We start from the raw sequence: 22,737 nt of genomic DNA, 5'->3' as shown, positions 1-22,737 counted from the left end.
ACTAGCGCAGCTTCAGCCCAAACACTTCCTCGAACAGGCCGAGCATCGCGGCCCATGACCGCCGATCCGCGGCGGCATGGTAGGCGTGGTTCGGCAAGGCGGCGCCGACGAGCTCCGGATTGGTGAAGCCATGCGCCGCGCCGCCATAGACGTTGACCTGCCAGTCCACGCCGGTCCTGCGCATATGCTCCTCGAAGCTGCCAAGCTGGGCCATCGTCACCAGCGCATCGGCGGCGCCGTGGCAGACAAGAACCTTGGCCTTGATATGGGCAGCACGATCCGGCTTCAGGCTCGTGAGTCCGCCATGGAAGGAGACGACTGCGGCGAGCGTCGCGCCGGTTTGCGCCAGCTCGAGCGCGGTGGTGCCGCCGAAGCAATAGCCGATGGCGGCAAGCGTCATGACGTCGACCGCCTCGTGCCCTGACAGGGCGAGGTGCGCCGCCTGGGCCCGCCCGCGCCAGCGCTCTTCGTCGGCTCGCAGCTCGTTCATCAGCTTGATCGCTTCGGCGACGTCGGGCGCCGTCCTGCCGCCGCCATAGAGATCGGCCACCAGCACGGCGAAGCCGAGCCCGGCCAGTCGTTCCGCGCAGGCGATCGCATGCGTCCCGATTCCGCGGGCGTCGGGAAACAGCACGACGCCGGGGCGCCGGCCTGATGTTGCGTCGTCCGTGACCAGGATGCCCTGGAGCTCGGCGGTGTTATCGCGATAGGGAAAGGGTGTTTGTGTCATGCGCGTGCCATGGCTGCTGAAGCCAGGCTAGCGAGCAACCGCAAGCCTGCGCAAGTGCTGCCTCTAGCGCTGCCCTGCCGCCGATTGCAGATAGGCGATCACGCGGGTGGCCTCTTCCGCCGAGATACCGCCATAGGGCTGCATCTTGTGGCCGGACACGACCTCGTCCGGCTTGACCATGAAGCGGGTGAGCTTGTCCTGGTCCCAGGCGAAGCCGGCGTCCTTCATCGACGAGGAGTAATTGTAGTCCTGCAGCGAGCCGGCCTTGCGTCCGACGATCTTGTTCAGATTGGGACCGAGGCGATTGTCGCCCTCCTTCATGGAGTGGCAGGTGCGGCAGGAATTGTTGAAGGCCTGCTGGCCCGTGTCGTCAGGCGCGGGTTGCTGCGCGAGCGAGCAGGGCGCGGACACGAGCAGCGCCAGTGCTCCGGCGCCGGCGAGGGCGTGCAGCCATGGGCGTTGCGAGGGGTGCCTTCGTGGTCGCATTTGCGCCTCCATCGGGATCGCGCCGCAGCACGCGGGATGTCGAGGGCAAACGAAAACGGCCCCGGTGGGTTCCGGGGCCGTTCGCGTCATGATGTCCTGTCGTTTTAGCGGTTCGTGGCGCCGAGGTCTGCACGACGCTCGGTCATCGGCAGCACGATCACCTTGGTGCCGACGTTGACGCGGGAATAGAGGTCGGTGACGTCCCCGTTGGTCATGCGGATGCAGCCGGAGGAGACGCGCTTGCCGATGGTTTCGGGGGCGTTGGTGCCGTGGATGCGGTAGATGGTGCCGCCGAGATACATCGCGCGGGCCCCCAACGGGTTGCCGGGGCCGCCGGCCATGTGGCGCGGCAGATAGGGCTGGCGGGCGATCATCTCCGGCGGCGGAGTCCAGGCCGGCCACTCGGCCTTGCGGCTCACCGACTGGACGCCGGACCAGGTGAAGCCGTCGCGGCCGACGCCAATGCCATAGCGCAGCGCCTGGCCATTGCCGAGCACGTAATAGAGATAGGTGTTGGGCGTATCGATGATGATCGTGCCCGGGGCTTCGCGCGTTGCGTAAGAGACGGTCTGGCGGCGGAAGCGGGCCGGCATCTCGACCGCGTCCTGATCCTCGGACGGCTCGGTCTGGTAGGGCGCCTGATAGGGCTGCTGATACGGTTGATAGGGCTGCAGCGGCTGCGGCGCGGTCATCGGCGGCAGCGGCTGGAAGAACGGGAAGATCTGCACCGGCGCCGCCTTGGCTGCGCTCGCGAACGCGATGGCGGAGACCGCGACTGCACTGAGCGCAACGGCACGCGAAAACGTCTTGAACGTGTCCAGATTGAACATGTGATCGCCCCTGTTTGCTCGGTGTTTTGCTCACCGCGGCACCATTGCGGTGCTCCGTTGCCTAAAGTCCTAACGGCAAAACGTTTCGGGACATTTGCGCGCAAAACCGAAAACGGTTTCACGGCGGCAAGAATTGTTTCATGACAGTTTCGTGGCTCCGCGGGCCCGTTAACGAACAAAACAGCACGCCGACACTTCTGTGACGTCACACGCCTGAAATATCCTTCGTTGATGGTCGATGCCTGAGAATCATCAAACTCTCGGGATTTTCCCATGCGGGTATTAATCGCGACCGACGCCTGGCATCCGCAGGTCAATGGGGTGGTGCGCACCCTGACCTCGCTGGCGAATGCGGCCAAGGCCCTCGATGTCGAGATCGACTTCCTCACCCCCGACGGCTTTCCGTCCTGGCCGCTGCCGACCTATCCGGGCCTGCGCTTTGCGCTGCCGAGCGGAAAGGAGATCGCGCGGCGGATCGAGAGGTGCGCGCCGGAGGCGCTGCATATCGCCACCGAAGGCCCGATCGGCTGGGCCGCGCGCGCCTATTGCCGCCGCAACCGGCTCGCCTTCACCACCTCCTACACGACGCGCTTCCCGGAATACGTCTCGGTGCGGACCGGCATCCCGGCGGGGGTCGGCTATGCGGTGCTGCGCCATTTCCACGATGCCGCCGCGATGACGATGGTGGCGACGCCCTCGCTGCGGCAGGAGCTGTCCGAGCGCGGCTTCAAGCGGCTCGGCTTTTGGACGCGCGGCGTCGACACCGAGCTGTTTCATCCCGACGCTCCGGCTGAGCTCGACCTGCCGCGCCCGATCTTCATGACGATGGGGCGCGTGGCGGTGGAGAAGAATCTCGAAGCGTTCCTCTCGCTCGACCTGCCCGGCACCAAGGTCGTCGTCGGCGACGGCCCGCAGAAGGCGGCGCTGGAGAAGAAATATCCGGACACGGTATTCCTCGGCGAGAAGAAGGGTGCGGATCTCACCGCGCACCTCGCCTCCGCCGACGTGTTCGTGTTTCCGAGCCTGACCGATACGTTCGGCGTGGTGCAACTCGAGGCGCTCGCCTGCGGCACGCCGGTTGCGGCGTTTCCGGTCACGGGACCGAAGGACGTCATTGCCGATCACCCGATCGGCGCCATCGACCACGATCTGCGCACCGCGTGCCTGCGCGCGCTCACCATGTCGCGTCAGACCTGCCGCAATTTCGCGCTGGAGCGCTCCTGGGAGAACAGCGCGCGCCAGTTCGTCGGCAACCTCACCTCACTGCAGCCCAGCCGCGTCCTGCGCGCCTCGCCTCGCATGGCGCGGCGGCCGGTACGCGGTTGATCGTCCATTCGAACCACAGCGAGAACCTCATCGATGGCTAAGATCATGAACCTTGACGGCACCCAGCAGCTCGACCTCACGCGCGGCACGGTCGAGCAGGCCTATGACCGCTGGGCGCCGGTCTATGATCTCGTGTTCGGCGGCGTGTTCGCCAAGGGCCGGCAGGCCGCGATTACGGCCACCAACAAGATCGGCGGCCGCGTGCTCGAGGTCGGCGTCGGCACCGGCATCTCGCTGCCGCTCTACGCGCCGAACCTGCGCATCTTCGGCACCGACATCTCGGAAGCGATGCTGGACAAGGCGCGCCGCCGCGTCAGCGAAGGCAATCTGAAGAACGTCGAGGGCCTCGCGGTGATGGACGCCGAGAAGCTCGAATTCCCCGACAACTCGTTCGACGTCGTGATGGCGCAATACGTCGTCACCGCCGTGCCGAACCCGGAGAAGGCGCTCGACGAATTCGCCCGCGTGCTGCGTCCGGGCGGCGAATTGATCATCCTCACCCGCGTCAGCGCCGACACCGGCATGCGCCGCTTCATCGAGCAGAAGCTGCAGCCGGTGGTGCGTCCGCTCGGCTTCCGCACCGCCGAGTTCGCCTGGTCGCGCTACGCCAAATGGCTCGCCGGCGCGCACGGCATCGAACTCGCCGAGCGCCGCTTGATTCCGCCGCTGGGGCACTTCTCGCTGGTGCGCTTCCGCAAGGTCGACGTCGCCAAGGCAGCGTGAGCTCACGCGTCGCGTGCGTCATCGCGCCGCTGCACATCGTCACATGACAAAATGATGATGTCACACGGCCTACATCGAATCTCTGTAAATCCTGAACCCGAAAGCATTTTGGGGGAGAGCATGATCAAGAACTATCTCGAGCAGCTGCGGATCCAGCGCTGGGACGACCATCGCTACTATCACCACAGCCGCATCAATCAGAGCCTGCACTTCGTCAGCGCGCTGAGCTTCCTCTTCGCCTATGTCTGGCTGTTCATCGATCCCGTCGTCTCCGCCCTGGTCGGCTGGCTGGTCTCGATGACCTCGCGCCAGGCCGGCCACTTCTTCTTCGAGCCGCACACTTACGACCACATCAACCAGGCGACGCACGAGTACAAGGAAGAGATCAAGGTCGGCTACAATCTACAGCGCAAGGTGGTGCTGATGGCGATCTGGGCGCTGTCGCCGCTGGTCCTGGTCATCGATCCCACCCTGTTCGGCCTGTTCACGCCGTGGGCCAGCGCGACCGATTTCATGCGGCAGGTGGCGAAGATCTGGCTCGTGGTCGGCGGCGGCGGCCTGTTGTTCCGCACCGTGCATCTGTTCTTCATCCGTGACGTCGAGACCGGCCTCGTCTGGATGACCAAGATCCTGACCGACCCGTTCCACGATCTGATGCTCTATCGCGGCGCTCCGCTCGCCTTGATGCGCGGCGAACTGATGGACCCCGGCCTGCACCTCAACCCCGAGCACACACTGGGCTTCATCGACGAGCCGGTGCTCGAAGAGCAGCACGCCTGAGCGCGCTGGTCCCACCAAGCACTTCGATGTCCAATGGTTGCGTCATGCCCGGGCTTGTCCCGGGCATCCACGTGTGGGGGGCAGTCGCTGCGGCTTCTTCGCCTCGCCCCGCCTGCGGGGAGAGGCCGGAACGCGTCGTAGATGCGATCCGGGTGAGGGGGAGTCTCTGCGGGGGCGCTGCCAGACGGTCGTCCGCCAACTTTCACCGCGCGCGCGGAGAGTCCCCCTCACCCCAACCCTCTCCGCGCAAGCGGGGAGAGGGGGAGGATGGACCTCGCCCCGGAATGACGGTTGTAAGGGGAAGGGCCTCAGCGCCCGAAGCGCTTGGCCAGCATCTCTTTCAGGATCTGGCGCTTGATCTGCTTGTTGGTGAGCGCGCCGTCGTGCCACCAGAAGCCGTCGGCCTTCATCTTCTGTGCGGCGCGAACGAAGCGGTCGGCGACTTCGGTGAAGTCGGCGTCGGTGTAGTTGAGGCTGAAGATCAGCCGGCCGGTGCCGACCCAGCTCAAGGCCAGGCCCTCGGCGCGCAGGTAATATTGCAGCATCCAATTGTAGCGGGACGGCGTGGTGTATTTCACCGTCCAGATCGAGGAGAAGTTGGCGAAGCGCACCGGCAGGTCGGCGTCCGTCATCATCTGGTTGAGCTTCTTTACGCGCCCGTTCCAGGTCTCCTCCAGCCCGTCATAGACCGCGCGGAAATTCGGGCTGGCGAGGCGGCTCAGGAACTCGTCCATCGCCGTCATGACGTAGGGGTGCGAGTTGAAGGTGCCGCGGGCGAAGCAGATGTCGGCGGGGCGGTCGTCGCGGAAGCGGCGCATCAATTCGCGCGTGCCGCAGACCACGCCGACCGGCAGGCCGCCGGCGAGGCTCTTGCCGTAGGTCACCATGTCGGCCTTGACGCCGAAATATTCCTGGGCACCGCCGGCGGCGAGGCGGAAGCCGACGAAGACCTCGTCGAAGATCAGCACGATGCCGCGCTGGTCGCAAACCTCGCGCAGCTTCTTCAGCCACTCGGTGTACGCCGCGCGATCGAAATTGCCGCCGCGGGAGGAATCGACCAGCGAGGAATCGCCGGGTGCGTTGGCGTTGGGATGCAGCCCCTGCAGCGGGTTGACCAGCACGCAGGCGATGTCCTTGCGCGTGCGCAGGACGTGCAGAGTCTTCTCCGACATTTCGGCGAGGGTGTAGGTCTCGTGCGCAGGAATGGGATTGCCGACGCCCGGCTGCACGTCGCCCCACCAGCCGTGATAGGCGCCGGCGAAGCGAACCAGATGCGTGCGCTTGGTGTGGTAGCGCGCCAGCCGCACCGCCTGCATCACGGCTTCGGTGCCGGACATGTGGAACGAGACCTCGTCGAGGCCGGAGATCTGGCAGAGCCGCTGCACATTCTCGAGGATGACGGGATGGTAGGGGCCGAGCACGGGGCCGAGCGCATGCGCGCGCTTCTCGGCGCCCTCGATGCACTCCTTGTAGAAATCGTTGCCGAAGATGTTGACGCCGTAGGAGCCCGTGAGGTCGTAAGCAGTGTTACCGTCGACATCGGTGACGGTGACGCCGCGCGAGGATTCCATGAAGGTCGAGGTGCCCAGATGCTCGCGGACGAGACGCGAGAACTGGAACGGCACGCGGTAGCTTTCGGTGAAGTTCAGGTCGGAGATCGTCTCCGCCGCTTCCTTCGTCATCGCGCGGCCCTTGGGGTAGCGCTCGGCGTAAAGCCTGGCGAGACGGAAGAAGGCGTCCTTGCGCTGCGCTGCGATGTTCGCCGGCGCGCCGTCGCATGCGAAGTACTGATCACCCGCGAACTCGTAGAACGGCAGCAGCCGCGCCACCCTGCGCGACATCTTGGAGTGCCCGGCGAGCGAGCGGTGCTTGGCGCGGGAGAGCTCGACCCGCGCCTTGATCTTCGGGAGGACGGCGGCAGCGGACGCTGCGGCGGCCACGGACATCGAGAGAATCGGGAGTGTCGTTTCCATGACAACAAGCGCTAAACCTGTGAGCTGACAGATTCATGACAGTCAAAGCCCTCATCGCCTCTTTCACCCAGCAGGAAGACCTCAACTTCCTGCTGACCAATCGCATCCCGCGCGCGGCCCTGACGCGCTTCATGGGCTGGTTCTCCAAGATCGAGAATCCCCTGGTGCGGGACTTCTCGATCGCGCTGTGGAAGCTGTTCTCCGACCTCGATCTGTCGGAAGCGCGCAAGACGCATTTCAGGAGTCTGCACGACTGCTTCACCCGGGAGTTGAAGCCGGGGCTGCGGCCGTTCGATCCTGATGCTGCGGTGGTGGCGAGCCCCTCGGACGGCATCGTCGGCGCTCATGGGAAAATCGCGGACACCGAGCTGTTCCAGGTCAAGGGCGCGCCCTATTCGCTGCTCGATCTCGTCGGCGATTCCGCGCTGGTCGAGCAGCACCGCAACGGCTCCTTCGTCACGCTGCGGCTGACCTCGAGCATGTATCACCGCTTCCATGCGCCTTATGATGCGCATATCGAGCGGGTCACGCTGATCCATGGCGACGTCTGGAACGTCAACCCGATCGCGCTCAAGCGCGTCGAGCGGCTGTTCTGCAAGAACGAGCGCGCGGTGATCCGCACGCATCTGTCGACCGGCGAAGCCGTGACGCTGGTGCCCGTTGCGGCCATCCTGGTCGCGAGCATCCGCCTGCACTTCCTCGACATGGTGCTGAACGCGCAGACGCGCGGCCCGGTCAATTTTCCCTGCGACGTCAACGTGACCAAAGGCGAGGAGCTCGGCTGGTTCGAGCATGGCTCGACCATCATCATCCTCGCGCCCGGCGATTTCACCTTCTGCGACGGCATTGCCGAGGGCACGCGCATTCGCGCCGGTCAAGCGCTGCTCAGAAGAAAGTAGCCTTCAATCCGCCGTCCCTGCCGCCTATATCGTCTGGCGGGGGCGATTCGATACGGATGTGGTGATGGCGCGGGCGCCGGTCATGGCGGCGGGTGGTATTGTGCTGCGGCGCGGGCCGGTGCCGCTGGTTGCAGTCGTGCGCCAGCGCAAGCGCAACGAATGGGTCCTGCCCAAGGGCAAGCTCGATGACGGCGAGACGCCGAAGGAAGCCGCGCATCGCGAGGTGCTGGAAGAGACCGGCCACGACGTCGCCATCCACGAATTCTTGGGCACGCTCGTCTACCAGTCCGGCGGCCGCTCCAAGGTCGTGCATTTCTGGCGGATGGAGGCCGACGGGGGCCCCGTTCGCAAGCTGACGAACGACATCAAGGCGGTCGACTGGCTGACGCTGGACGAGGCGATCGCGCGTCTGTCGCGCGAATATGAGCGCGCGTTCCTGACCCAGATTGGCCCGATTGCGCTCGCGGCGGCGGGGCTGCCGCCATCGCCGCGGCAAGAGCCGACGCCGTCGAACGACGACGTGGATGCAGCTTTGCAGACACTGACACCCGCCGAAGCAGCTTCCGTCGACGAGCTGCGGCAAGGCCTGTTGCAGAAGGTGAAAGCCTGGCTGCGCGGCGAGGCGTGAAGTCTCGACCCGAGCGCTCGCAGCTGAGACGGAGAGGTTAGCGTCAACTTTCTCCACACCGTCATTGCGAGCGCAGCGAAGCAATCCAGAATCTTTCCACGGAAGGATTCTGGATTGCTTCGTCGCAAGGGCTCCTCGCAATGACGGAGAGAGCGGGTCACCGCCGCTCTTTCTCCTTCGGGGCGGGCGCGGGTCTGCGCGGCGCTGCGGGACGTTGCGCGGCGGGGAGGCGTGGCTGGAAGGTGCTGGGGCGCTGCATGCCCGGCTGCTGAGCCGCAGGCTGGGCCGGCTGCAGGCCGGTGCGCGGCAATGGCTGCTGCGGGCCGGCTGGCTGCGTCCCGCCCGGTTGCGGCGGCACGATTCCTCCGGGCTGAATCTGTCCACCACGCTGCGGCTGAATTTGCGGCGTGTTGCTGGGCGCCGTGCCCTGTCCGGCGCGCGGCGGGCCCGTCGGGCGACCAGCGCCCTGTTGCCGTTGCCCTTGCCCCTGCCCGGCACGCGGCGTGCCCGGCTGCACCGCGCCGCCGTGTTGTCCTTGTCCCTGCCGCTGCGGCGGCTGCGCGCCTTGCTGTGTTCCCTGCCGGCCCGGCGTGCCCGGCTGCTGCTGACCCGGACGGTTGTCCTGACGCGGCTGGCCGTTCGGCCGTTGCGGCAATTGGCCTGGGGCCGTCGTCGGCCGCAATTGTTGCTGCTGCGGCGGTTGTGCCGGCCGCGGAATGCGGCTGAGCGCCGTCGGGTTGGCGCGACGGAAGTCGCGCTGCTCGATGACGATCTGCCGGCCCGCGGTCTGCGCCAGATGCACCTGGCTGACAAAGCCGCGGTCGCGCGCGATCTGCGGCGCGGGGATCGTGATCGGCACGGCCGCAAAACGCATGACGCCGGCGGTGGCCGCGCCCGGGCGGATCGCAAAGCCGCTCGCGGCTTGCGTCAGCGCGCCGAGCCGCGCGCCGCTCGAGCGGTCGTCGACATCGATGTGGCCGACGCGGCCGTCGGCGTCGGGATAGAGCTTGATGTTGACGTTGCTCGCCCTGTTCGCCGCCGCGCCTTCGGGCACGTCGACGACCCCGGTGGTGCCGCGGATGCCGAGCGTTGCCGTTGGCGTCGTGATCTTCATGTCGCCCGTCTTCGCCACCGCGGCCGCCACGAAGGCAACCGTGCCCTTGCCGACGTCGAAGATCGCCGAATTCTGCTTGCCGCCGTCTTCATAGACGTAATTGTCGATGGTGATCTTCGCGCTCGCCGAGAGATTGAACGTGGTGGCGTCGTTGAAGGTGATGCCGAGCGCGGAGTTCGACGAGGTCTGCACGACGTCGTTGAGATAGATGTCGTCGCGCACGCGCAGCGGATAGGAATTCTTGTCGCGGATCACGGTCGCGATCCCCGTCACGGTTGCGACGTTGCCGATCGGCTCGACGGCAGCGGGCTGTGCGTCTGCGGACGGTGTCGGGGCGGCCGATGGCGTCGGCGAGGGTGCGGGCGTTGGCTGGGCTTGCGGCTGCGCCTGTGCGAATTCGATCGTCTCGGATGCACGAGCCGCGCTGCTGCCCGCCAGCGGCAATGCCGGCAGCACGAGCGCGAACACGAAGCGGCGCCAAGCCAGCATTGATGTCACGAGGAAGTCCCGATGAGAGCGTGAGGCGAGATCGGTTATATCAGCCGGACAGAGCTGAATGACGGATGAATGTGTGTGGCACAGGAGAGGCGAACGTTCAAAGGAGCGCGTTGCTCGCGAATGGGATTCAGTCTTCTCCGCAGCGTCATGGCCGGGCTTGTCCCGCCTGCGCGGCCGAAGCCGCTACGGCGCGGCGAAGGCCCGACCATCCACGCTTTGCGGCACTGAGAACGTGGATGCCCGGGACAGGCCCGGGCATGACGAAGAGTGTGCGTGTGTGGGAGCTGACCCGCTCCGCGCGTCAGCTCACGCGCTTCCAGGTCTGGCCGCCGCAGAACATGCCGCCGAAGGCGCAGCCCTGCACGCGCATCGCGTTCGGACCCTTCATCGAGATCGTCGAGTCGTAATTGCGGCCGGAGTTGGGATCGCGAATGCGGCCGCTCCACTTCGATCCCTCGGGCTTCATGTTGATCAGGATGCGTTCGTTGGTCTTCTCGGCATAGCCGCAGAGATTGGCGCCACACTGCTCGACGCGGACATTGCCCTTGTTCTCTTCGGTCGCCCAGACGCCGATCGGCGAGTTCGCTGCAGCCACGGGCGCGGCAGCCATCGGAGCCGGCGCAGGAGCCGCGGCGACGGGAGCGGGTGCGGCAACAGGCGCGGGCGCCGCGACCGGAGCCGGCTGCGAGTTGTCGAAGCCGATAGAAGGAGCGGCAGCAACAGTCGCGGTTGGGGCGGCGGGCGCGGCCGGCGCGGTCGCCTGCACCGGCGCCTGCGGCACGGGCTGCTGCTGCACCGGAGCCGGCGCGGGTTGCGCCGTCGTGGGCGCCGGAGCCGGCGTGGCGTCGACGTCATCGTCCTTGGAGCCACCGAGGCCCTTGAGGTTGATGTTGTTCAGCTTGATCGGCTTGTCCGACAGACCCGGCGCGACGATGGTCACGCAATCGAGCGAAGCGCAGTTGCGCGGCGTCTCGATGCGGATGTGCTGGCCCTCGATCTGGAACGAAATCGAATTGCCGGCATGCGCGGCGGCGGTCGAAGCGAGGAAGAGGGCGGTGGCGGCGATGGAGAGCTTGCTCATGACAACCTCCGAAAATGGCGTGGTCCCGAGATGGACCGAAGTCGCTGGTGGATGAAGCGTGGTTCGACCCTACGCTGGGGCGGCTTGGTGTTCTGTGATGGGCGTCACAACGACCTGATGCCGCCTGGGTGATGCAGCGCACATTCGGCCGTGCCTGCGCCGCGTAACGTCGTCGCGACACCGAGGAGACGCAGATGCCGCGACTTGCGACCTGGCTTGCCACCTGTCTTGGTACATCGATCGCCCTGCTGGCGATGGCGCCGACCGCGCAGGCCGGCTCCTACACGTTCTCGATCGGCGGCCACCGGTTTCATGTCGAGGCGCCGCGCAATTGCCGATCCTCGTCCTGTGTCACCGTGTCCTCCAATCGCGGCCTTCGGCCATCGGACGAGGTCTCCACAGCACCGGCCTTGCAGCCGGCGCCCGCGCCGGTAGTCCAGGCACCGCAGCCAGCTTGTCCGGCGGCAGCGGTCAAGCCGCCACAAGCGGCTGTGGTCGTGCCGCCACCGGCGCCTCCCGTCCTTGCCGCGGCGACGTCGCAGCCCGTTGCGCCACCGCCGGCGCCAAGCTTTGAGATTTCGAGAATGGAGACGCTGAGCCCCGGTCCGCCGCGGGTTGATCTGGAGCGGATCGATCGGCCGAAGACCGCCGCGCTAGAACCGCCGCGCATCGTGCCGCCGGTCATCGTCCCAAGCGCCGAGATCGATCAGACCACAATTGTGGCGCAGGTCAGCGGCGACGACAGCCATGCGCCGCTCGGCGAATGGGAGAGCGCCGGCGCCAAGGGCACCGTCCGCATCGAGCGTTGTGGATCCGCATTGTGCGGCTACGCGCTCAGTGAAGCCTCGGGCCGGGGCGAGAGCGTGCTCGTCAACATGAAGCCGAAGAAGCACGATGTCTGGACCGGGAGCATCTACAGCCGTTCCAGCGGCAACACCTATTACGCGGCGATGAGGTTGAAGGGCTCCGGCAAGCTGCACGTCGAAGCCTGCGCGCTCGGCCGCTTCTGGTGCTCCGGCAACGACTGGACGCGGGTCGAGGTGCCGCGGGAGGAGATCACCGCCTCGTCGCAGCCCTCGCGCACGCGGTCGTAGTGTTTTTCCTGCCCTTCAGGGCGGGTTGAGCGAACTGTCGTGTGTTGATCAGCGCTTCTAAATCATCCCGAGCACGATGGCGCCGACGAAGGCCATGGCGAGGTAGGCGGTGATCACGCTCAGTCTGCCGGCGAACGTCATGAGGTCGCTCCGCTGGTCGCGCGCTTTGCCGCGGCCGTCATGGTTAACAGAGAGTCTCTCAACGAAAAAGTCAGTCTTGCTGTCGCTCATCGGCGGTAGCGGCCGCGCCAGTGCGGCCGGCATGGTTAAGGAATGCTGAAATCGACGTGTTGAAGAGTCTTTAAGTAAATTCACCGAACGTGCGTGCATGACGCGCGGAGTTCGTTTGTATCTCGTCGGCTCCATCGTCCTTGTTTCGCTAGCGGGTTGCGGTCGCGGCTTCTTCCAGGCCGAACGCGAACCGTGGCGGGCCGAGGCGGAAGCCGCATGCCTGAAATCGGGCGCAGTCAAGGAAAGTGCGGACATCGTCCGCATAGACCCGATCTCCGGGCCTGGCAGCTGCGGCGCCGAGTTTCCGCTCAAGGTCGCCGCCATCGGCGAAGGCTCCAGCACCTATGGCTTTGCCGACGAGTCGCTGCGCCCGCCCGGCAGCATCGGCAACCAGCCGCGTTGGCCGGTGCAGCCGCAGTCGAACTATCCGCAGAGCCAAGGCTATCCCGCATCGTCCTATCCGCAGCGCTCGAACTATCCCGAGAGCGCGGTGCGCCAGCCGGCCGGCTATGGTGCATCGTCGGGGCCGATGTCGCTGAACGCACCCGGCGTGGCCGCGCAGGAGGACGAGATCGATCTGCCGCCCGAGGGTACCGACGCCGCGGGTGCGGCGCGCTACATGAACGCACCGAGCTATCCGGCTCGTCCGGCGCCTTACTCGCAGGCGCCGGCACAGCAGCCGCTGCCGCGTCTTGGTCCTGCGCAGGGCAATCCCGTCGCGAGCGTCGGTCCCGTTGCGATCAAGCCGACAGCGACGCTCGCCTGTCCGATCGTGTCCGAGCTCGACCGCTGGCTCGCCGACACGGTGCAGCCTTCGGCGATGCGCTGGTTCGGCGTGCGCGTCGCCGAGATCAAGCAGATCTCCGCCTATTCCTGCCGCGGCATGAACGGCAATCCGCACGCCCACATCTCAGAGCACGCCTACGGCAATGCGCTCGACATTTCGGCCTTCGTGCTCGCTGACGGACGCCGCGTCACCATCAAGGACGGCTGGCGCGGCATGCCGGAAGAGCAGGGATTCCTGCGCGATGTGCAGTCGGGTGCGTGCGCGCATTTCAGCACCGTGCTGGCGCCGGGCTCGAACGTCTACCACTACGATCACATCCACGTCGATCTGATGCGCCGCGCCAGCCGCCGCCTGATCTGCCAGCCCGCCGCCGTGTCGGGCGAAGAGGTCGCCTCGCGCGCCCAGTCGCGCAGACCCTATGCGAGTGCACGCGAGCCGTCGGTGACCGGTTCACTCGGTGCGCGCAAGAGCACGATGCACAAGCGGGAAGAGGACGAGTACGCCGACGATTAGGCATTACCTTTGCGAAAATCGACCTCCACCGTCATTGCGAGCGGAGCGAAGCAATCCAGACTGTCACCGTGGCGGCAGTCCGGATTGCTTCGTCGCATCAGCGCAAAATTGCATCGCAATTTTGTCGCGAGCTCCTCGCAATGACGAGGAGAGACTGAGATTCATTATGACCGCCGACATCGTCCGCTATCTCACCCACCCGCAGGTGCAAATCGATCCCGATGTGCCGGTGCCGCAATGGGGCCTGAGCCCGCTCGGCCGCGCGCGCACCGAGGCCTTGGCGAATGCAGGCTGGCTCGCAAGCACCACGCAGATCGTCTCCAGCGGCGAGCGGAAGGCGATCGAGACCGCCGAGATCATTGCCGCTCGGCTCGGACTCATGATCGAGATCCGCGAGGCCATGCACGAAAACGACCGTTCGGCGACCGGTTTCCTGAAGCCGGCCGAGTTCGAAGCTGTCGCCGACCAGTTCTTCGCCGCGCCTCATCTCAGCGTGCGCGGCTGGGAGCGCGCTGCGGATGCACAGGCGCGGATCGTGCGCGAGGCTGAGGCAGTGCTGACGCGAAACCGACCCGGCGACGTCCTGTTCGTCGGCCACGGCGCAGTCGGCACGCTGCTGTTCTGTCACTATTCCGGCCATTCCATCGATCGCGTCCACGATCAGCCGGCAGGCGGCGGCAACTACTTTGCGTTCGCGCCGGAAGGGCGTCGCATCCTGCATGGATGGCGCAGGATGGAAGACCTGGGGTCAGCGGCCGGCTGAGGCCCGGCTGTTCAGTGGACGCTGCGTCTTCGGCAAAGCCCAGTTGAGGCGCAAAAATTTGCGCCGTCCCGATTCGCCGCCAACTCATTGAATCAAAATCGCTAATCGCGCCAGGACGGGCTTTTCCCGCGATTGGCACGGTCGCTGCAATGATGGTGCTGAAACGAAGCAGCGCAACCGGCGCTGTGAGCCAGCGGAACCCATCATGCAGATGCCCGTCGCCCCGCCCTACTCCGATCTCGAGCAGCGCGTGCTGTCGCGCATCACGGAGCAGCGATGGCTCGACCTTGCCTCCGAGCTGATCCGAACCGGTCAGCCGCGCTCCGGCAATCCGCTCGATCCCGATCTGCCGCCGGCCGAGGAGGAGGCGATCTCGATGCTGGTCGCGGGCAAGCTCGAGGCCCTCGGCATGGTGGTCACCAAGCACAGTGCGCAGCCGCACCGGCCGAACGTGCTCGGCGTGCTGAAAGGGCGGGTGGGCGCACCGTCGCTGATCCTGAACGATCATCTCGACACCTATCCGGTGGTCGAGCCCGAGAAATGGCACATGACGGATTTCGATCCGTTCAAGGCGACGCGCCATGGCGATCTGCTCTACGCGCGCGGCACGTCGGACACGCGCGGCAACCTTGCCGCATCGCTGCTCGCGGTGCAGGCCTTGATCGAGGAGGGCGTGACGTTCGATGGCACCTTGATGTGCTGCTACACCGTCGACGAGGAGCGTAACGGCACCGAAGGCTCGATCTACATGCTCGAGAAGGTGGGTCTCACTGCCGACTACGAGATCACGGCCGAGCCGACTGCCTGGGGAGATGTCGGCAAAGACTGGGGCATCAACCTCTCGGTGGCCAATTCCGGCCACTGCCTGATCGAGGTCACGGTCGAGGGAATCAAGTCGCACATTTGGCGGCCCGATATCAGCGTCAACGCCATCATGGAGGCGGGCAAGCTGCTGCCCAAGCTGAAGGAGATGGCGTTCACCCACGTGCCGAGCAAGTTCATGGGGCATACGTCGCCCTGCTGCTCGGTGGTGCGCATCCGTGGCGGCCTGCCCGGCGAGATGCAGTTCTCGCCGGATGCCTGCACCATCACGCTCGCGGTGGTCGGCATCGTGCCGGGCATGACGCTCGCCAGCGTGATCTCCGACATCGAGCGGCTCGGGCTGGAAACATTTGCCGGAATCAACGACGTCAAGGTCGGAGTGCGCCAGGTGCCCGGCTCGCTGTTCGTCAACGCGACCGAGCCGGTGCCGGTCGAGGAGGAGCCCTGCCGTTCGCTTCGTGCGGTGTATCGGCGGCTGATGGGCCGTGAGCCCGGCGTCAATCGCAAGAATGCCTTCAACGACACCATCCGCTTCCGCGAAGCAGGCATCAATGCGGTCACCTTCGGTCCGGGCGAGGACGGCTGGGCCGTCGACAACGAGAACATCTCGATCACCAAGTCGGTGATGGCAACGCGGATCTATGCACTGACCATCATGCAGATCTTGGGAGTGCGCACATGAGCGTCGAGGCAAGTCCCATGGCCATTCCGATCTCGGCCGACCGTACACGGCGGGGCAGCTTGCGGCTGCCAACAGTGTCGCGGTCGGTGCTGCTATCGACCCTCACCGTCGCCCTGCTGCTGGCCGCGTGGGTCATCGTTACGGAGATGGGCTGGGCCAACGAACTGTTCCTGCCGAAGCCGCAGGCGGTGTGGGCGGCATTCGTCAAGACCATGACGAAGGGCTACCAGGGCGCCACGCTGCTTCAGCATCTCGGCGCCAGCCTCTACCGCATCCTCGTGGCCTTCGCGTTGGCCTGTCTCGTCGGCATTCCGCTCGGCGTGCTCATGGGCGTCTCGAAAAATGCCCGTGCGCTGCTCAATCCGCTGATCGAGTTCTATCGTCCGCTACCGCCACTCGGGCTCTATACGTTGCTGGTGATGTGGCTCGGCATCGGCGAGAGCTCCAAACTGTCGTTGTTGTTCCTTGCAGGCCTGCCCGGCATCGTGATTTCGACGATCCAGGCCGTCACCAGCGTCGATCCCGTCTACGTGCGTGCCGCGCAATCCCTTGGCGCAACCCGGCGCCACCTGCTCTTTCACGTCTACCTGCCCGCAGCGGGACCACTGATCCTCGCCGGGATGCGCATCTCGCTCGGCTTCACCTACACCGTCCTCGTCGCCGCCGAGATCGTCGCGGCCTCCGCCGGCATCGGCTGGATGATCTGGGATGCCGCGAAATTCCTGCTGTCCGACGTCGTGATCATGGGCCTGATCGTGCTTGGCCTGACCGGCGTCGTGCTCGACCTGATGATGCGCGGAATTGCGAAATTACTGATGCCGTGGGCCCGAACCTGATCCTGATCGAGGAGAGATGAGATGATGAAGAGACTGGTTGCGACGCTTGCATTCGCTGCGCTGACGCTCTCGGCCCCCGCTCGTGCCGAGGACAAGCCGGCCAAGGTGACCGTCGGCTATCTGAATTTGGTGAACGCGCAGCTCGTCACCAAGCATCTCGGCCTGCTGGCCAAGGAGATGCCTGGTGTCGACATCAAATACGTCAAGATCGGTGGCGGCGGCGACATGCTGCGCGCGATCGCCGGAAACGACGTCGATTTCGGCGGCCTCGGCAATCCTCCGACCGCGATCGGCGCGACCCGGGCCCTGCCGATCAAGGGCATCCTGGTGATCAATCTGCTCGACTATGTCGAGTCGATGGTGGTGCGCACCGACCAGAACATCAATTCGCTTAAAGATCTTAAAGGCAAGACGGTCGCCGCGCCGTTCGGATCCACCACACATTACCTGCTGTTGCAGGCATTGAAGGACGACGGCGTCGATCCTGCCTCGCTGAAGATTATCGATCTCGCACCCTCGGACATCGCCTCCGCCTGGCTTCGCGGCGATATCGATGCCGCCTGGTTCTGGGAGCCGAACCTCGACAAGGCCGTCAAGAACGGCGGCAAGATCCTGATCACCTCGGGTGAGATGACCAAGCGCGGCTATCCGACCTGGGACATCGGCGTCGTGATGAATGCTTTTGCGGAAAAATATCCGTCCTACGTCGAGAAGTTCATCAAGGCCGAATGCGAGGGGATCGATTTCTGGCTGAAGAACCCGGAGAAGACGGCCGAGATCATCGCCGAGGAGCTTTCGCTGCCGCTGCCCGATGCGATGCGGATGATGAAGGGCACGGGCATGGTCCCTTGCAACCAGCAGCTCACCGAGGAATATCTCGGCACAACGACAAAGAAGGGCAAGTTCGTCGACACGCTGGTCTCCACGGCCGACTTCCTGGTCAAGCAGGAGCGTCTCCCGAAGCTGCTGCCGCGCGCCGGCTTCGAAGCCTTCATCCAGCCGGCCTATATCGAGAAGGTGATCGGCCGTTGACGCCTGCTGCCGGCGGGCTTGTCTCGCCGGCGCGCCCTGTTCCCATAAGCATGTGACGCCATGGATATCTCGCCTAGCCATCTTCGCGCTGCCTATCGCAACGGCACGCTGAAGCCGTCAGACGTCGCCGCGCACGTGCTGTCGCGCCTGACTGATGCCGACCAGAGCGGTGTCTGGATATCGACGGGAAGGCCCGAGAGCGTCATGGCCGCGGCGCGCGCGATCGATGCCCGCGTCGGCGAGATCGATGAGCTACCGCTCTATGGGCTCGTATTCTCGGTCAAGGACTGCATCGATGTCGCAGGCGAGCAGACGACGTCGGCCTGTCCGGAATTCGCCTATGTGGCGGAGGATACGAGCCCCGTGGTGGCTGACGCGATTGCAGCCGGTGCGATTTATGTCGGCAAGACCAACATGGACCAGTTCGCGACCGGGCTCGTCGGCGTCCGCTCGCCCTACGGCATCGCCCGGAATCCATACAACGCAGACTACATTCCCGGCGGCTCCAGCTCGGGCGCGGCGGTGTCGGTCGCGACCGGCACGTCGTCCTTCGCGTTCGGCACCGACACCGGCGGGTCGGGCAGGGTGCCTGCGTCCTATTGCGGCGTGACCGGCTTCAAGCCGGCGCCGGGCGCGTTCAGTCAGCGCGGGATGGTGTATGCGTGCCGAAGCTTTGACACGATCTCGCTCTACACCCGCGATCCCGCCGACGGCTATGATGTCTATCGCGTGCTGGCGCGGCGCGATCCCGCGGACGGCTTTTCGCCGCTGGAGTTCGCCGGCTGGACAGAGCAGGCGTCCCCGGCGCGGCCGCTGAAGATCGCAACGCCGCGCCTCGATCAGCTCAAGTTCTTCGGCAATCCAGAGACGGAGAGGCTGTTCGGCGACGCGCTGCACCGGCTGCGCCGACTCGACCTGCCGGTCGTGCCGGTGGATTTCTCGCCATTCACCTCGATCAACGATCTGATGTTCTTCGGGCCGTTTCTAGCGGAGCGTGATGTTTCTGTCGGCGCCTTTCTCGACGCCCATCCCGGTGCAGGGGTCAAGATCGTGCGCGATCTCGTTCTCGGCAGCCGGAAGTTCTCGGCCGCCGATGCCTACCGCGCGTTCTACGAAGTCAAGGACGTCCAGCGTCAGCTTCGCGGCTTCTGGGAAGCTCACGATGCGCTGGTGGTGCCGACGGTCGGCACCGTCCTCAGCATTGATGAAGTTGCGCGCGATCCGCTGACGGCCAATTTCAACAACGGTTATTACACCAACTACGCCAATCCGCTCGGGCTCGCCGCGATTGCGGTGCCGAATGCGATGACCGGGGCCGGCGTGCCCTATGGAGTCACGTTCCTGGCGCCGGCGGGGCGGGAGCGCTTGCTCGCTGACCTCGCTTGTGCGTTCACGGCTGCGGCGGCCGTGCGTTGAGCGGTCGCAACGCGTTGCAATCGGATGCGATACCTCCTAGCCTTCGAGCCGTCACTCGAAGGGAGACTGGTCGTGGGGCGGGGCCATGCACATGAAGTCGCCGATCCGGGTGAGCCCTGTGCGGAAGTGCAAGGCGCCGGAACGGGTCGCTATGTGCTGAAGGCGCTGGACAAGTCTGATCTGGACCTGGTGATGCGGACCGGCAGGTTGGCGACTTACCAGAACCGCGAACATCTGCTACGCGAAGGCGAGCCGGCGAACGGCATCCACGTCATTTTGAGCGGGATCGTCGAAAGCACCCATGCCGGCACGCAAGGTCGCGAGCTGATGCTGGGGACATGGGAAGCCGGCGACTTCGTCGGCGCCCCCTACATTCTCGGCAATCACCGCCATAGCTGGTCGGCGCGCGCGCTCGGCCGGGTCGAAGCTTTGCATCTCGACCAGGATGCCATCCGCCGCCTGATCGCACAGTCGCCCTCGTTCGCAGTCGCGCTGATCGAATGTCTCGGCTTCAAGGGCGAGACCTATTCGATGCTGGCGCAGACGCTGGCTGGGCAGAAGGCTGCGGAACGATTGGTGCTGCTGCTGGTGAAGCTGTGCGAGAACGCGGCGCAGGACGAGAACGGTCCGATCTCGCTCGGCCGCCTCACGCAGGCCAATCTCGCGCGCATGATCGGCGCGACGCGGCAGTCGATCAGCCTTATTCTCAACCGTCTCCAGGACGAGGGCATCATCACGACCGGCCCGACCAAGATGGTCGTGAATGATCTCTCGGCGCTGAGGAAGCAGGTCACTGACTAAAGCGCGATGATGTCGTCATCGCGCTTTAGGCTTCGATGGTGTCAGTCCCATGCAGCGCTGCACCTCACCCGGAACGTTGTAGGTGCGCATGATGTGGCGGCTGTCGCGCAAGCCGGTCGCCTCGCGTTGCACCACGAACATCCAAAGCGCCTGGCCGGCTTCCAGCACCAGCTTGCGCCTCGCCGGTTGCATCGCGTCCGGCACTTCGGTCGCGGCGTGGGCGGCGTCGAACTCGCGCAAACGCGAAAGGCTCTGTTCGAGGGCGCGGCCCATCCGCCCAAGCGCCGAGGCCTGTTCCTGGACGATCTCGTAGTGGAGGATGTCGACTGGCGGGCGAAGATCACGAGACATGGCCGCAATATAGTGTCGCCCGGCCCGCAGGCGCAACGCGCGGCTACCTCGCCTTGTACGCCGCCAGGAACATCCGCGTTGCGCTCTCGACCACCGCGCTCATGCGCTGTTCCGACGGCGCGGGCTCCGCCTGAAACACGAAGGGCAGGAACAGCGAGGCCTTGCACAGTTCCATGAACTGCGAGGCGGCAAGATCGCAATCATCGATCGAAAGATCGCCCGATGCGACACGTGCCTTGAGATAAGCGGAGAGGCGGTTGATGCTCTTGTCCAGCACGCGCGCATAGTAACGCCGGCCGACATCCGGCATGCGCTCGGCGATCGCCATCACGGTGCGGATCGCCGATCCGCCACCGGGCCGGCAGACCAGGTGAAGATAGGCGAGGCCGAACTCCTTCAGCGTGCTCTCGGCCTCGCGCTCCGGATCGAAATTGAACACGACCTGGCCATGCTGGAGCGCCTCCTGTTCGACCATGGCTTCGAACAGCGCGCATTTGTCGGCGAAGTAGACGTAGAGTGTGCCCTTGGAGACCTGCGCGGCGCGCGCGATCTCACCCATGCTGGCGCCGTCGAAGCCCAGATCCATGAACACCTTGCGGGCGCCGTCCAGGATCTGGCGGCGCTTGGAATTGTCCTCGTCCTGGACGATACGCAATTGTTCGCTGGCAGCTACAACCATTGGTTTAGGGTCTCGGAAGGTTTTTGGGTCGGGATTAAGCCATGAAACGCCCATAAAGGATTCGCGGCTGTAAGGTCTGTCGGGAATAATGTGTATATTGACCGAACCGTTCGGTCAATGCTATTTGAGATCCACGCGAGGAAACCGCCGCAACAGCGGCCGCCCTCGGGTTGCGCTTTTTTGGGGAGGCCGTGATGGCCATATCGAGAGATCAGACGGCTCGCGTCCTTCGCCAGGAAACGGCGGAGGACGAGACGGGCGCTGATGCTGCCTCCGAGACACCCGCCCCCCCTGCCGAGCAGCTGCGCGCTCACGTGGCCGAGGAAACCAAGCGTCCGACCCGCGAGGCGCCGGAGCAGCCCGTGATCGACAAGCCGGCCGCACCTGCGCCGGACGCGCCCGCCGCCGCTGCGTCCGGTGCGCCAAAGTCCGGCAAGCGCAAATTCGTCCTGATGGGCGTCGGCCTCGTCCTCGCGCTGGCTGTTGCGGGGTATGCCGGCTATTACACTTTGGTCGGTCGCTTCTACATCTCGACCGACGACGCCTATGTGCGCGCCAACAACACCATGCTCGGCGCGCGCGTTGCCGGCCACATCTCCTCGATCCTTGCCGGCGACAACACACAGGTCCAAGCCGGCGACATCGTCCTCCGCATCGACGACGGCGACTACAGGATCGCGGTCGAGGCCGCCGCGACCAAGATCGCGACCCAGCAAGCCACCATCGATCGCATCGGCCGCCAGGTCGCAGCTCTCGACAGCCAGGTCGCCCAGGCCAAGGCGCAGCTCGTCTCCGCCGAAGCGGGCCTCAAGCGCGCCGACCTCGATTATGAGCGCCAGCAGGCGCTGAGCAGCAAGGGCTTTGCCTCGCGCGCCACCTTCGAAAGCTCGGAAGCCGGACGCGACCAGGGCGCCGCCGCGGTCAAGGCCGCGCGAGCCGCCTACGAGGTTGCCGTCAGCAATGTCGACGTCGCCAAGGCGCAGCAGGCCGAAGCGCAAGCCCAGCTCGCCGAGCTCAAGACCACGCTCGCCAAAGCCGAGCGCGACCTCGGCTTCACGGCGGTGCGCGCGCCGGTGAACGGCACGTTCTCGAACCGCCTTGTCAACACCGGCGACTTCGTCGCGGTCGGCCAGCGCCTCGGCAACATCGTGCCGCTGGACGACGTCTATATCGACGCCAACTTCAAGGAGACGCAGCTCAAGCGCATCCGCCCAGGCCAGCCGGTGACGATCAAGGTCGATGCCTACGGCATGCGCAAGTTCTCCGGCGTCGTCGACAGCATCGCGGCGGGCGCGGGCTCGGTGTTCACGCTGCTGCCGCCCGACAACGCCACCGGCAACTTCACCAAGATCGTGCAGCGCGTGCCGGTCCGCATCCGCGTGCCCAAATCGGTGGCGAAGCAGAACCTGCTCCGCGCCGGCATGTCGGTCTACGCCACCGTCGACACCAACAAGGGCGCCGCCGACGCCGACAGCGCGGTCGACCTCGACGATCCCACCGCGGTCCATCCGCAGTAGGGATGCTATGATGTTCGAGACGAGCGCCGCTTCGCCTTTCACCTCTCCCGGAGGGAGAGGTCGGATCGCATCGGAAGATGCGATCCGGGTGAGGGGTTACGCTCTCTCGTGGAAGCTGCGGCCCCTCACCCGATTTGCTGCGCAA

General features: G+C 65.5%; 23 protein-coding genes. 14 read left to right on the top strand and 9 right to left on the bottom strand.

Annotated elements, in window-relative coordinates; all coding sequences use genetic code 11:
- Position 1 precedes the first annotated feature (1 nt).
- The 3 genes from ACNJYD_RS29015 to ACNJYD_RS29005 all read right to left on the bottom strand — a co-directional run bounded on the left by ACNJYD_RS29015 (position 2) and on the right by ACNJYD_RS29005 (position 2,046).
- Positions 2-730: a dienelactone hydrolase family protein gene (locus ACNJYD_RS29015; RefSeq protein ID WP_212254582.1), complete on the bottom strand. Its 729-nt coding sequence runs from the start codon at positions 728-730 to the stop codon at positions 2-4.
- Positions 731-793: 63 nt separating this feature from the next.
- The gene (locus ACNJYD_RS29010) at positions 794-1,228 is read right to left on the bottom strand and encodes a c-type cytochrome (RefSeq protein WP_212254583.1); all 435 of its coding nucleotides are present in this window, start codon (positions 1,226-1,228) and stop codon (positions 794-796) included.
- 92 nt (positions 1,229-1,320) lie between these two features.
- The gene (locus ACNJYD_RS29005; RefSeq protein ID WP_212254584.1) at positions 1,321-2,046 is read right to left on the bottom strand and encodes a L,D-transpeptidase; all 726 of its coding nucleotides are present in this window, start codon (positions 2,044-2,046) and stop codon (positions 1,321-1,323) included.
- Between the two features lie 273 nt (positions 2,047-2,319).
- Here ACNJYD_RS29005 and ACNJYD_RS29000 point away from each other — a divergent pair, with 273 nt between their 5' ends.
- The 3 genes from ACNJYD_RS29000 to ACNJYD_RS28990 all read left to right on the top strand — a co-directional run bounded on the left by ACNJYD_RS29000 (position 2,320) and on the right by ACNJYD_RS28990 (position 4,875).
- Positions 2,320-3,372 (top strand): glycosyltransferase family 4 protein, encoded by a 1,053-nt coding sequence (locus tag ACNJYD_RS29000; protein ID WP_172787211.1) that lies wholly within the window; start codon positions 2,320-2,322, stop codon positions 3,370-3,372.
- 33 nt (positions 3,373-3,405) lie between these two features.
- Positions 3,406-4,095: a methyltransferase domain-containing protein gene (locus ACNJYD_RS28995; protein WP_439364045.1), complete on the top strand. Its 690-nt coding sequence runs from the start codon at positions 3,406-3,408 to the stop codon at positions 4,093-4,095.
- 120 nt (positions 4,096-4,215) lie between these two features.
- On the top strand, positions 4,216-4,875 hold the full coding sequence (locus ACNJYD_RS28990; RefSeq protein ID WP_172787213.1) for a hypothetical protein: 660 nt from the start codon (positions 4,216-4,218) through the stop codon (positions 4,873-4,875).
- A 308-nt stretch (positions 4,876-5,183) separates the two neighbouring features.
- Here ACNJYD_RS28990 and ACNJYD_RS28985 read toward each other — a convergent pair whose 3' ends face one another.
- Positions 5,184-6,848, bottom strand: a complete 1,665-nt coding sequence (locus tag ACNJYD_RS28985) for an aminotransferase class III-fold pyridoxal phosphate-dependent enzyme (RefSeq protein WP_439364044.1) — start codon at positions 6,846-6,848, stop codon at positions 5,184-5,186.
- 35 nt (positions 6,849-6,883) lie between these two features.
- Between ACNJYD_RS28985 and asd the strand changes: the two genes are divergently transcribed.
- Both asd and ACNJYD_RS28975 read left to right on the top strand, forming a co-directional pair.
- Positions 6,884-7,747, top strand: a complete 864-nt coding sequence (gene asd / locus ACNJYD_RS28980) for an archaetidylserine decarboxylase (protein ID WP_212254588.1) — start codon at positions 6,884-6,886, stop codon at positions 7,745-7,747.
- A gap of 64 nt (positions 7,748-7,811) precedes the next feature.
- Positions 7,812-8,375 (top strand): NUDIX hydrolase, encoded by a 564-nt coding sequence (locus ACNJYD_RS28975; RefSeq protein ID WP_439364043.1) that lies wholly within the window; start codon positions 7,812-7,814, stop codon positions 8,373-8,375.
- 157 nt (positions 8,376-8,532) lie between these two features.
- On the opposite strand, the gene ACNJYD_RS28970 is transcribed toward ACNJYD_RS28975, so the two are convergent.
- Together ACNJYD_RS28970 and ACNJYD_RS28965 are read right to left on the bottom strand one after the other, a co-directional pair.
- A complete protein-coding gene (locus ACNJYD_RS28970; protein WP_439367527.1) occupies positions 8,533-9,978 on the bottom strand; it encodes a FecR domain-containing protein in 1,446 nt (481 codons plus the stop codon).
- 310 nt (positions 9,979-10,288) lie between these two features.
- Positions 10,289-11,068 (bottom strand): DUF2147 domain-containing protein, encoded by a 780-nt coding sequence (locus ACNJYD_RS28965; RefSeq protein WP_439364042.1) that lies wholly within the window; start codon positions 11,066-11,068, stop codon positions 10,289-10,291.
- Positions 11,069-11,262: 194 nt separating this feature from the next.
- On the opposite strand from ACNJYD_RS28965, the gene ACNJYD_RS28960 reads away from it, so the two are divergent.
- Positions 11,263-12,162, top strand: coding sequence for a DUF2147 domain-containing protein (locus ACNJYD_RS28960; RefSeq protein WP_439364041.1), 900 nt, complete (start codon positions 11,263-11,265; stop codon positions 12,160-12,162).
- A gap of 57 nt (positions 12,163-12,219) precedes the next feature.
- Here ACNJYD_RS28960 and ACNJYD_RS28955 read toward each other — a convergent pair whose 3' ends face one another.
- Positions 12,220-12,492, bottom strand: a complete 273-nt coding sequence (locus ACNJYD_RS28955) for a hypothetical protein (RefSeq protein WP_439364040.1) — start codon at positions 12,490-12,492, stop codon at positions 12,220-12,222.
- Between ACNJYD_RS28955 and ACNJYD_RS28950 the strand changes: the two genes are divergently transcribed.
- The 7 genes from ACNJYD_RS28950 to ACNJYD_RS28920 all read left to right on the top strand — a co-directional run bounded on the left by ACNJYD_RS28950 (position 12,491) and on the right by ACNJYD_RS28920 (position 20,045).
- Positions 12,491-13,693, top strand: coding sequence for an extensin family protein (locus ACNJYD_RS28950; RefSeq protein WP_172787218.1), 1,203 nt, complete (start codon positions 12,491-12,493; stop codon positions 13,691-13,693). The two genes, ACNJYD_RS28955 and ACNJYD_RS28950, sit on opposite strands and share 2 nt — an antisense overlap.
- A gap of 166 nt (positions 13,694-13,859) precedes the next feature.
- A complete protein-coding gene (locus ACNJYD_RS28945; protein ID WP_212254592.1) occupies positions 13,860-14,456 on the top strand; it encodes a histidine phosphatase family protein in 597 nt (198 codons plus the stop codon).
- Between the two features lie 205 nt (positions 14,457-14,661).
- On the top strand, positions 14,662-15,960 hold the full coding sequence (locus ACNJYD_RS28940) for a M20 family metallopeptidase (RefSeq protein WP_439364039.1): 1,299 nt from the start codon (positions 14,662-14,664) through the stop codon (positions 15,958-15,960).
- Positions 15,957-16,796: an ABC transporter permease gene (locus ACNJYD_RS28935; protein ID WP_172787221.1), complete on the top strand. Its 840-nt coding sequence runs from the start codon at positions 15,957-15,959 to the stop codon at positions 16,794-16,796. Before ACNJYD_RS28940 ends, ACNJYD_RS28935 begins: the two co-directional genes overlap by 4 nt.
- Before the next feature lie 21 nt (positions 16,797-16,817).
- The gene (locus ACNJYD_RS28930) at positions 16,818-17,828 is read left to right on the top strand and encodes a taurine ABC transporter substrate-binding protein (RefSeq protein WP_439364038.1); all 1,011 of its coding nucleotides are present in this window, start codon (positions 16,818-16,820) and stop codon (positions 17,826-17,828) included.
- A gap of 60 nt (positions 17,829-17,888) precedes the next feature.
- The gene (locus ACNJYD_RS28925) at positions 17,889-19,244 is read left to right on the top strand and encodes an amidase family protein (protein WP_439364037.1); all 1,356 of its coding nucleotides are present in this window, start codon (positions 17,889-17,891) and stop codon (positions 19,242-19,244) included.
- 72 nt (positions 19,245-19,316) lie between these two features.
- Positions 19,317-20,045 carry a Crp/Fnr family transcriptional regulator gene (locus ACNJYD_RS28920; RefSeq protein WP_439364036.1) on the top strand — a complete coding sequence of 243 codons (729 nt, stop codon included), beginning with the start codon at positions 19,317-19,319 and terminating at the stop codon, positions 20,043-20,045.
- 15 nt (positions 20,046-20,060) lie between these two features.
- On the opposite strand, the gene ACNJYD_RS28915 is transcribed toward ACNJYD_RS28920, so the two are convergent.
- Both ACNJYD_RS28915 and ACNJYD_RS28910 read right to left on the bottom strand, forming a co-directional pair.
- Positions 20,061-20,396 (bottom strand): DUF6665 family protein, encoded by a 336-nt coding sequence (locus tag ACNJYD_RS28915; protein ID WP_439364035.1) that lies wholly within the window; start codon positions 20,394-20,396, stop codon positions 20,061-20,063.
- 43 nt (positions 20,397-20,439) lie between these two features.
- On the bottom strand, positions 20,440-21,075 hold the full coding sequence (locus tag ACNJYD_RS28910) for a TetR/AcrR family transcriptional regulator (RefSeq protein WP_439364034.1): 636 nt from the start codon (positions 21,073-21,075) through the stop codon (positions 20,440-20,442).
- A gap of 194 nt (positions 21,076-21,269) precedes the next feature.
- Here ACNJYD_RS28910 and ACNJYD_RS28905 point away from each other — a divergent pair, with 194 nt between their 5' ends.
- On the top strand, positions 21,270-22,592 hold the full coding sequence (locus tag ACNJYD_RS28905; RefSeq protein WP_439364033.1) for an HlyD family efflux transporter periplasmic adaptor subunit: 1,323 nt from the start codon (positions 21,270-21,272) through the stop codon (positions 22,590-22,592).
- Positions 22,593-22,737: the final 145 nt, after the last annotated feature.

Origin of the sequence: Bradyrhizobium sp. SPXBL-02, assembly GCF_051853065.1 — a bacterium.
Classification (GTDB): Bacteria; Pseudomonadota; Alphaproteobacteria; order Rhizobiales; family Xanthobacteraceae; genus Bradyrhizobium.
The sequence above is the reverse complement of the archived record's forward strand: the minus strand, read 5'-3'. Positions and strand labels throughout refer to the sequence as shown.

Bases quoted from the DNA above. Each gene is read 5' to 3' on its own strand.
- ACNJYD_RS28995 (WP_439364045.1), top strand. From the start codon at position 3,406: ATGGCTAAGATCATGAACCTTGACGGCACCCAGCAGCTCGACCTCACG.
- ACNJYD_RS28960 (WP_439364041.1), top strand. From the start codon at position 11,263: ATGCCGCGACTTGCGACCTGGCTTGCCACCTGTCTTGGTACATCGATC.
- ACNJYD_RS28930 (WP_439364038.1), top strand. From the start codon at position 16,818: ATGATGAAGAGACTGGTTGCGACGCTTGCATTCGCTGCGCTGACGCTC.
- ACNJYD_RS29010 (WP_212254583.1), bottom strand. From the start codon at position 1,228: ATGGAGGCGCAAATGCGACCACGAAGGCACCCCTCGCAACGCCCATGG.
- ACNJYD_RS28950 (WP_172787218.1), top strand. From the start codon at position 12,491: ATGACGCGCGGAGTTCGTTTGTATCTCGTCGGCTCCATCGTCCTTGTT.
- ACNJYD_RS28905 (WP_439364033.1), top strand. From the start codon at position 21,270: ATGGCCATATCGAGAGATCAGACGGCTCGCGTCCTTCGCCAGGAAACG.
- ACNJYD_RS28985 (WP_439364044.1), bottom strand. From the start codon at position 6,848: ATGGAAACGACACTCCCGATTCTCTCGATGTCCGTGGCCGCCGCAGCG.
- asd (WP_212254588.1), top strand. From the start codon at position 6,884: ATGACAGTCAAAGCCCTCATCGCCTCTTTCACCCAGCAGGAAGACCTC.
- ACNJYD_RS28955 (WP_439364040.1), bottom strand. From the start codon at position 12,492: ATGCACGCACGTTCGGTGAATTTACTTAAAGACTCTTCAACACGTCGA.
- ACNJYD_RS28965 (WP_439364042.1), bottom strand. From the start codon at position 11,068: ATGAGCAAGCTCTCCATCGCCGCCACCGCCCTCTTCCTCGCTTCGACC.
- ACNJYD_RS28910 (WP_439364034.1), bottom strand. From the start codon at position 21,075: ATGGTTGTAGCTGCCAGCGAACAATTGCGTATCGTCCAGGACGAGGAC.
- ACNJYD_RS29000 (WP_172787211.1), top strand. From the start codon at position 2,320: ATGCGGGTATTAATCGCGACCGACGCCTGGCATCCGCAGGTCAATGGG.
- ACNJYD_RS28975 (WP_439364043.1), top strand. From the start codon at position 7,812: ATGGCGCGGGCGCCGGTCATGGCGGCGGGTGGTATTGTGCTGCGGCGC.
- ACNJYD_RS29005 (WP_212254584.1), bottom strand. From the start codon at position 2,046: ATGTTCAATCTGGACACGTTCAAGACGTTTTCGCGTGCCGTTGCGCTC.
- ACNJYD_RS28935 (WP_172787221.1), top strand. From the start codon at position 15,957: ATGAGCGTCGAGGCAAGTCCCATGGCCATTCCGATCTCGGCCGACCGT.
- ACNJYD_RS28915 (WP_439364035.1), bottom strand. From the start codon at position 20,396: ATGTCTCGTGATCTTCGCCCGCCAGTCGACATCCTCCACTACGAGATC.
- ACNJYD_RS29015 (WP_212254582.1), bottom strand. From the start codon at position 730: ATGACACAAACACCCTTTCCCTATCGCGATAACACCGCCGAGCTCCAG.
- ACNJYD_RS28970 (WP_439367527.1), bottom strand. From the start codon at position 9,978: ATGCTGGCTTGGCGCCGCTTCGTGTTCGCGCTCGTGCTGCCGGCATTG.
- ACNJYD_RS28940 (WP_439364039.1), top strand. From the start codon at position 14,662: ATGCAGATGCCCGTCGCCCCGCCCTACTCCGATCTCGAGCAGCGCGTG.
- ACNJYD_RS28945 (WP_212254592.1), top strand. From the start codon at position 13,860: ATGACCGCCGACATCGTCCGCTATCTCACCCACCCGCAGGTGCAAATC.
- ACNJYD_RS28990 (WP_172787213.1), top strand. From the start codon at position 4,216: ATGATCAAGAACTATCTCGAGCAGCTGCGGATCCAGCGCTGGGACGAC.
- ACNJYD_RS28925 (WP_439364037.1), top strand. From the start codon at position 17,889: ATGGATATCTCGCCTAGCCATCTTCGCGCTGCCTATCGCAACGGCACG.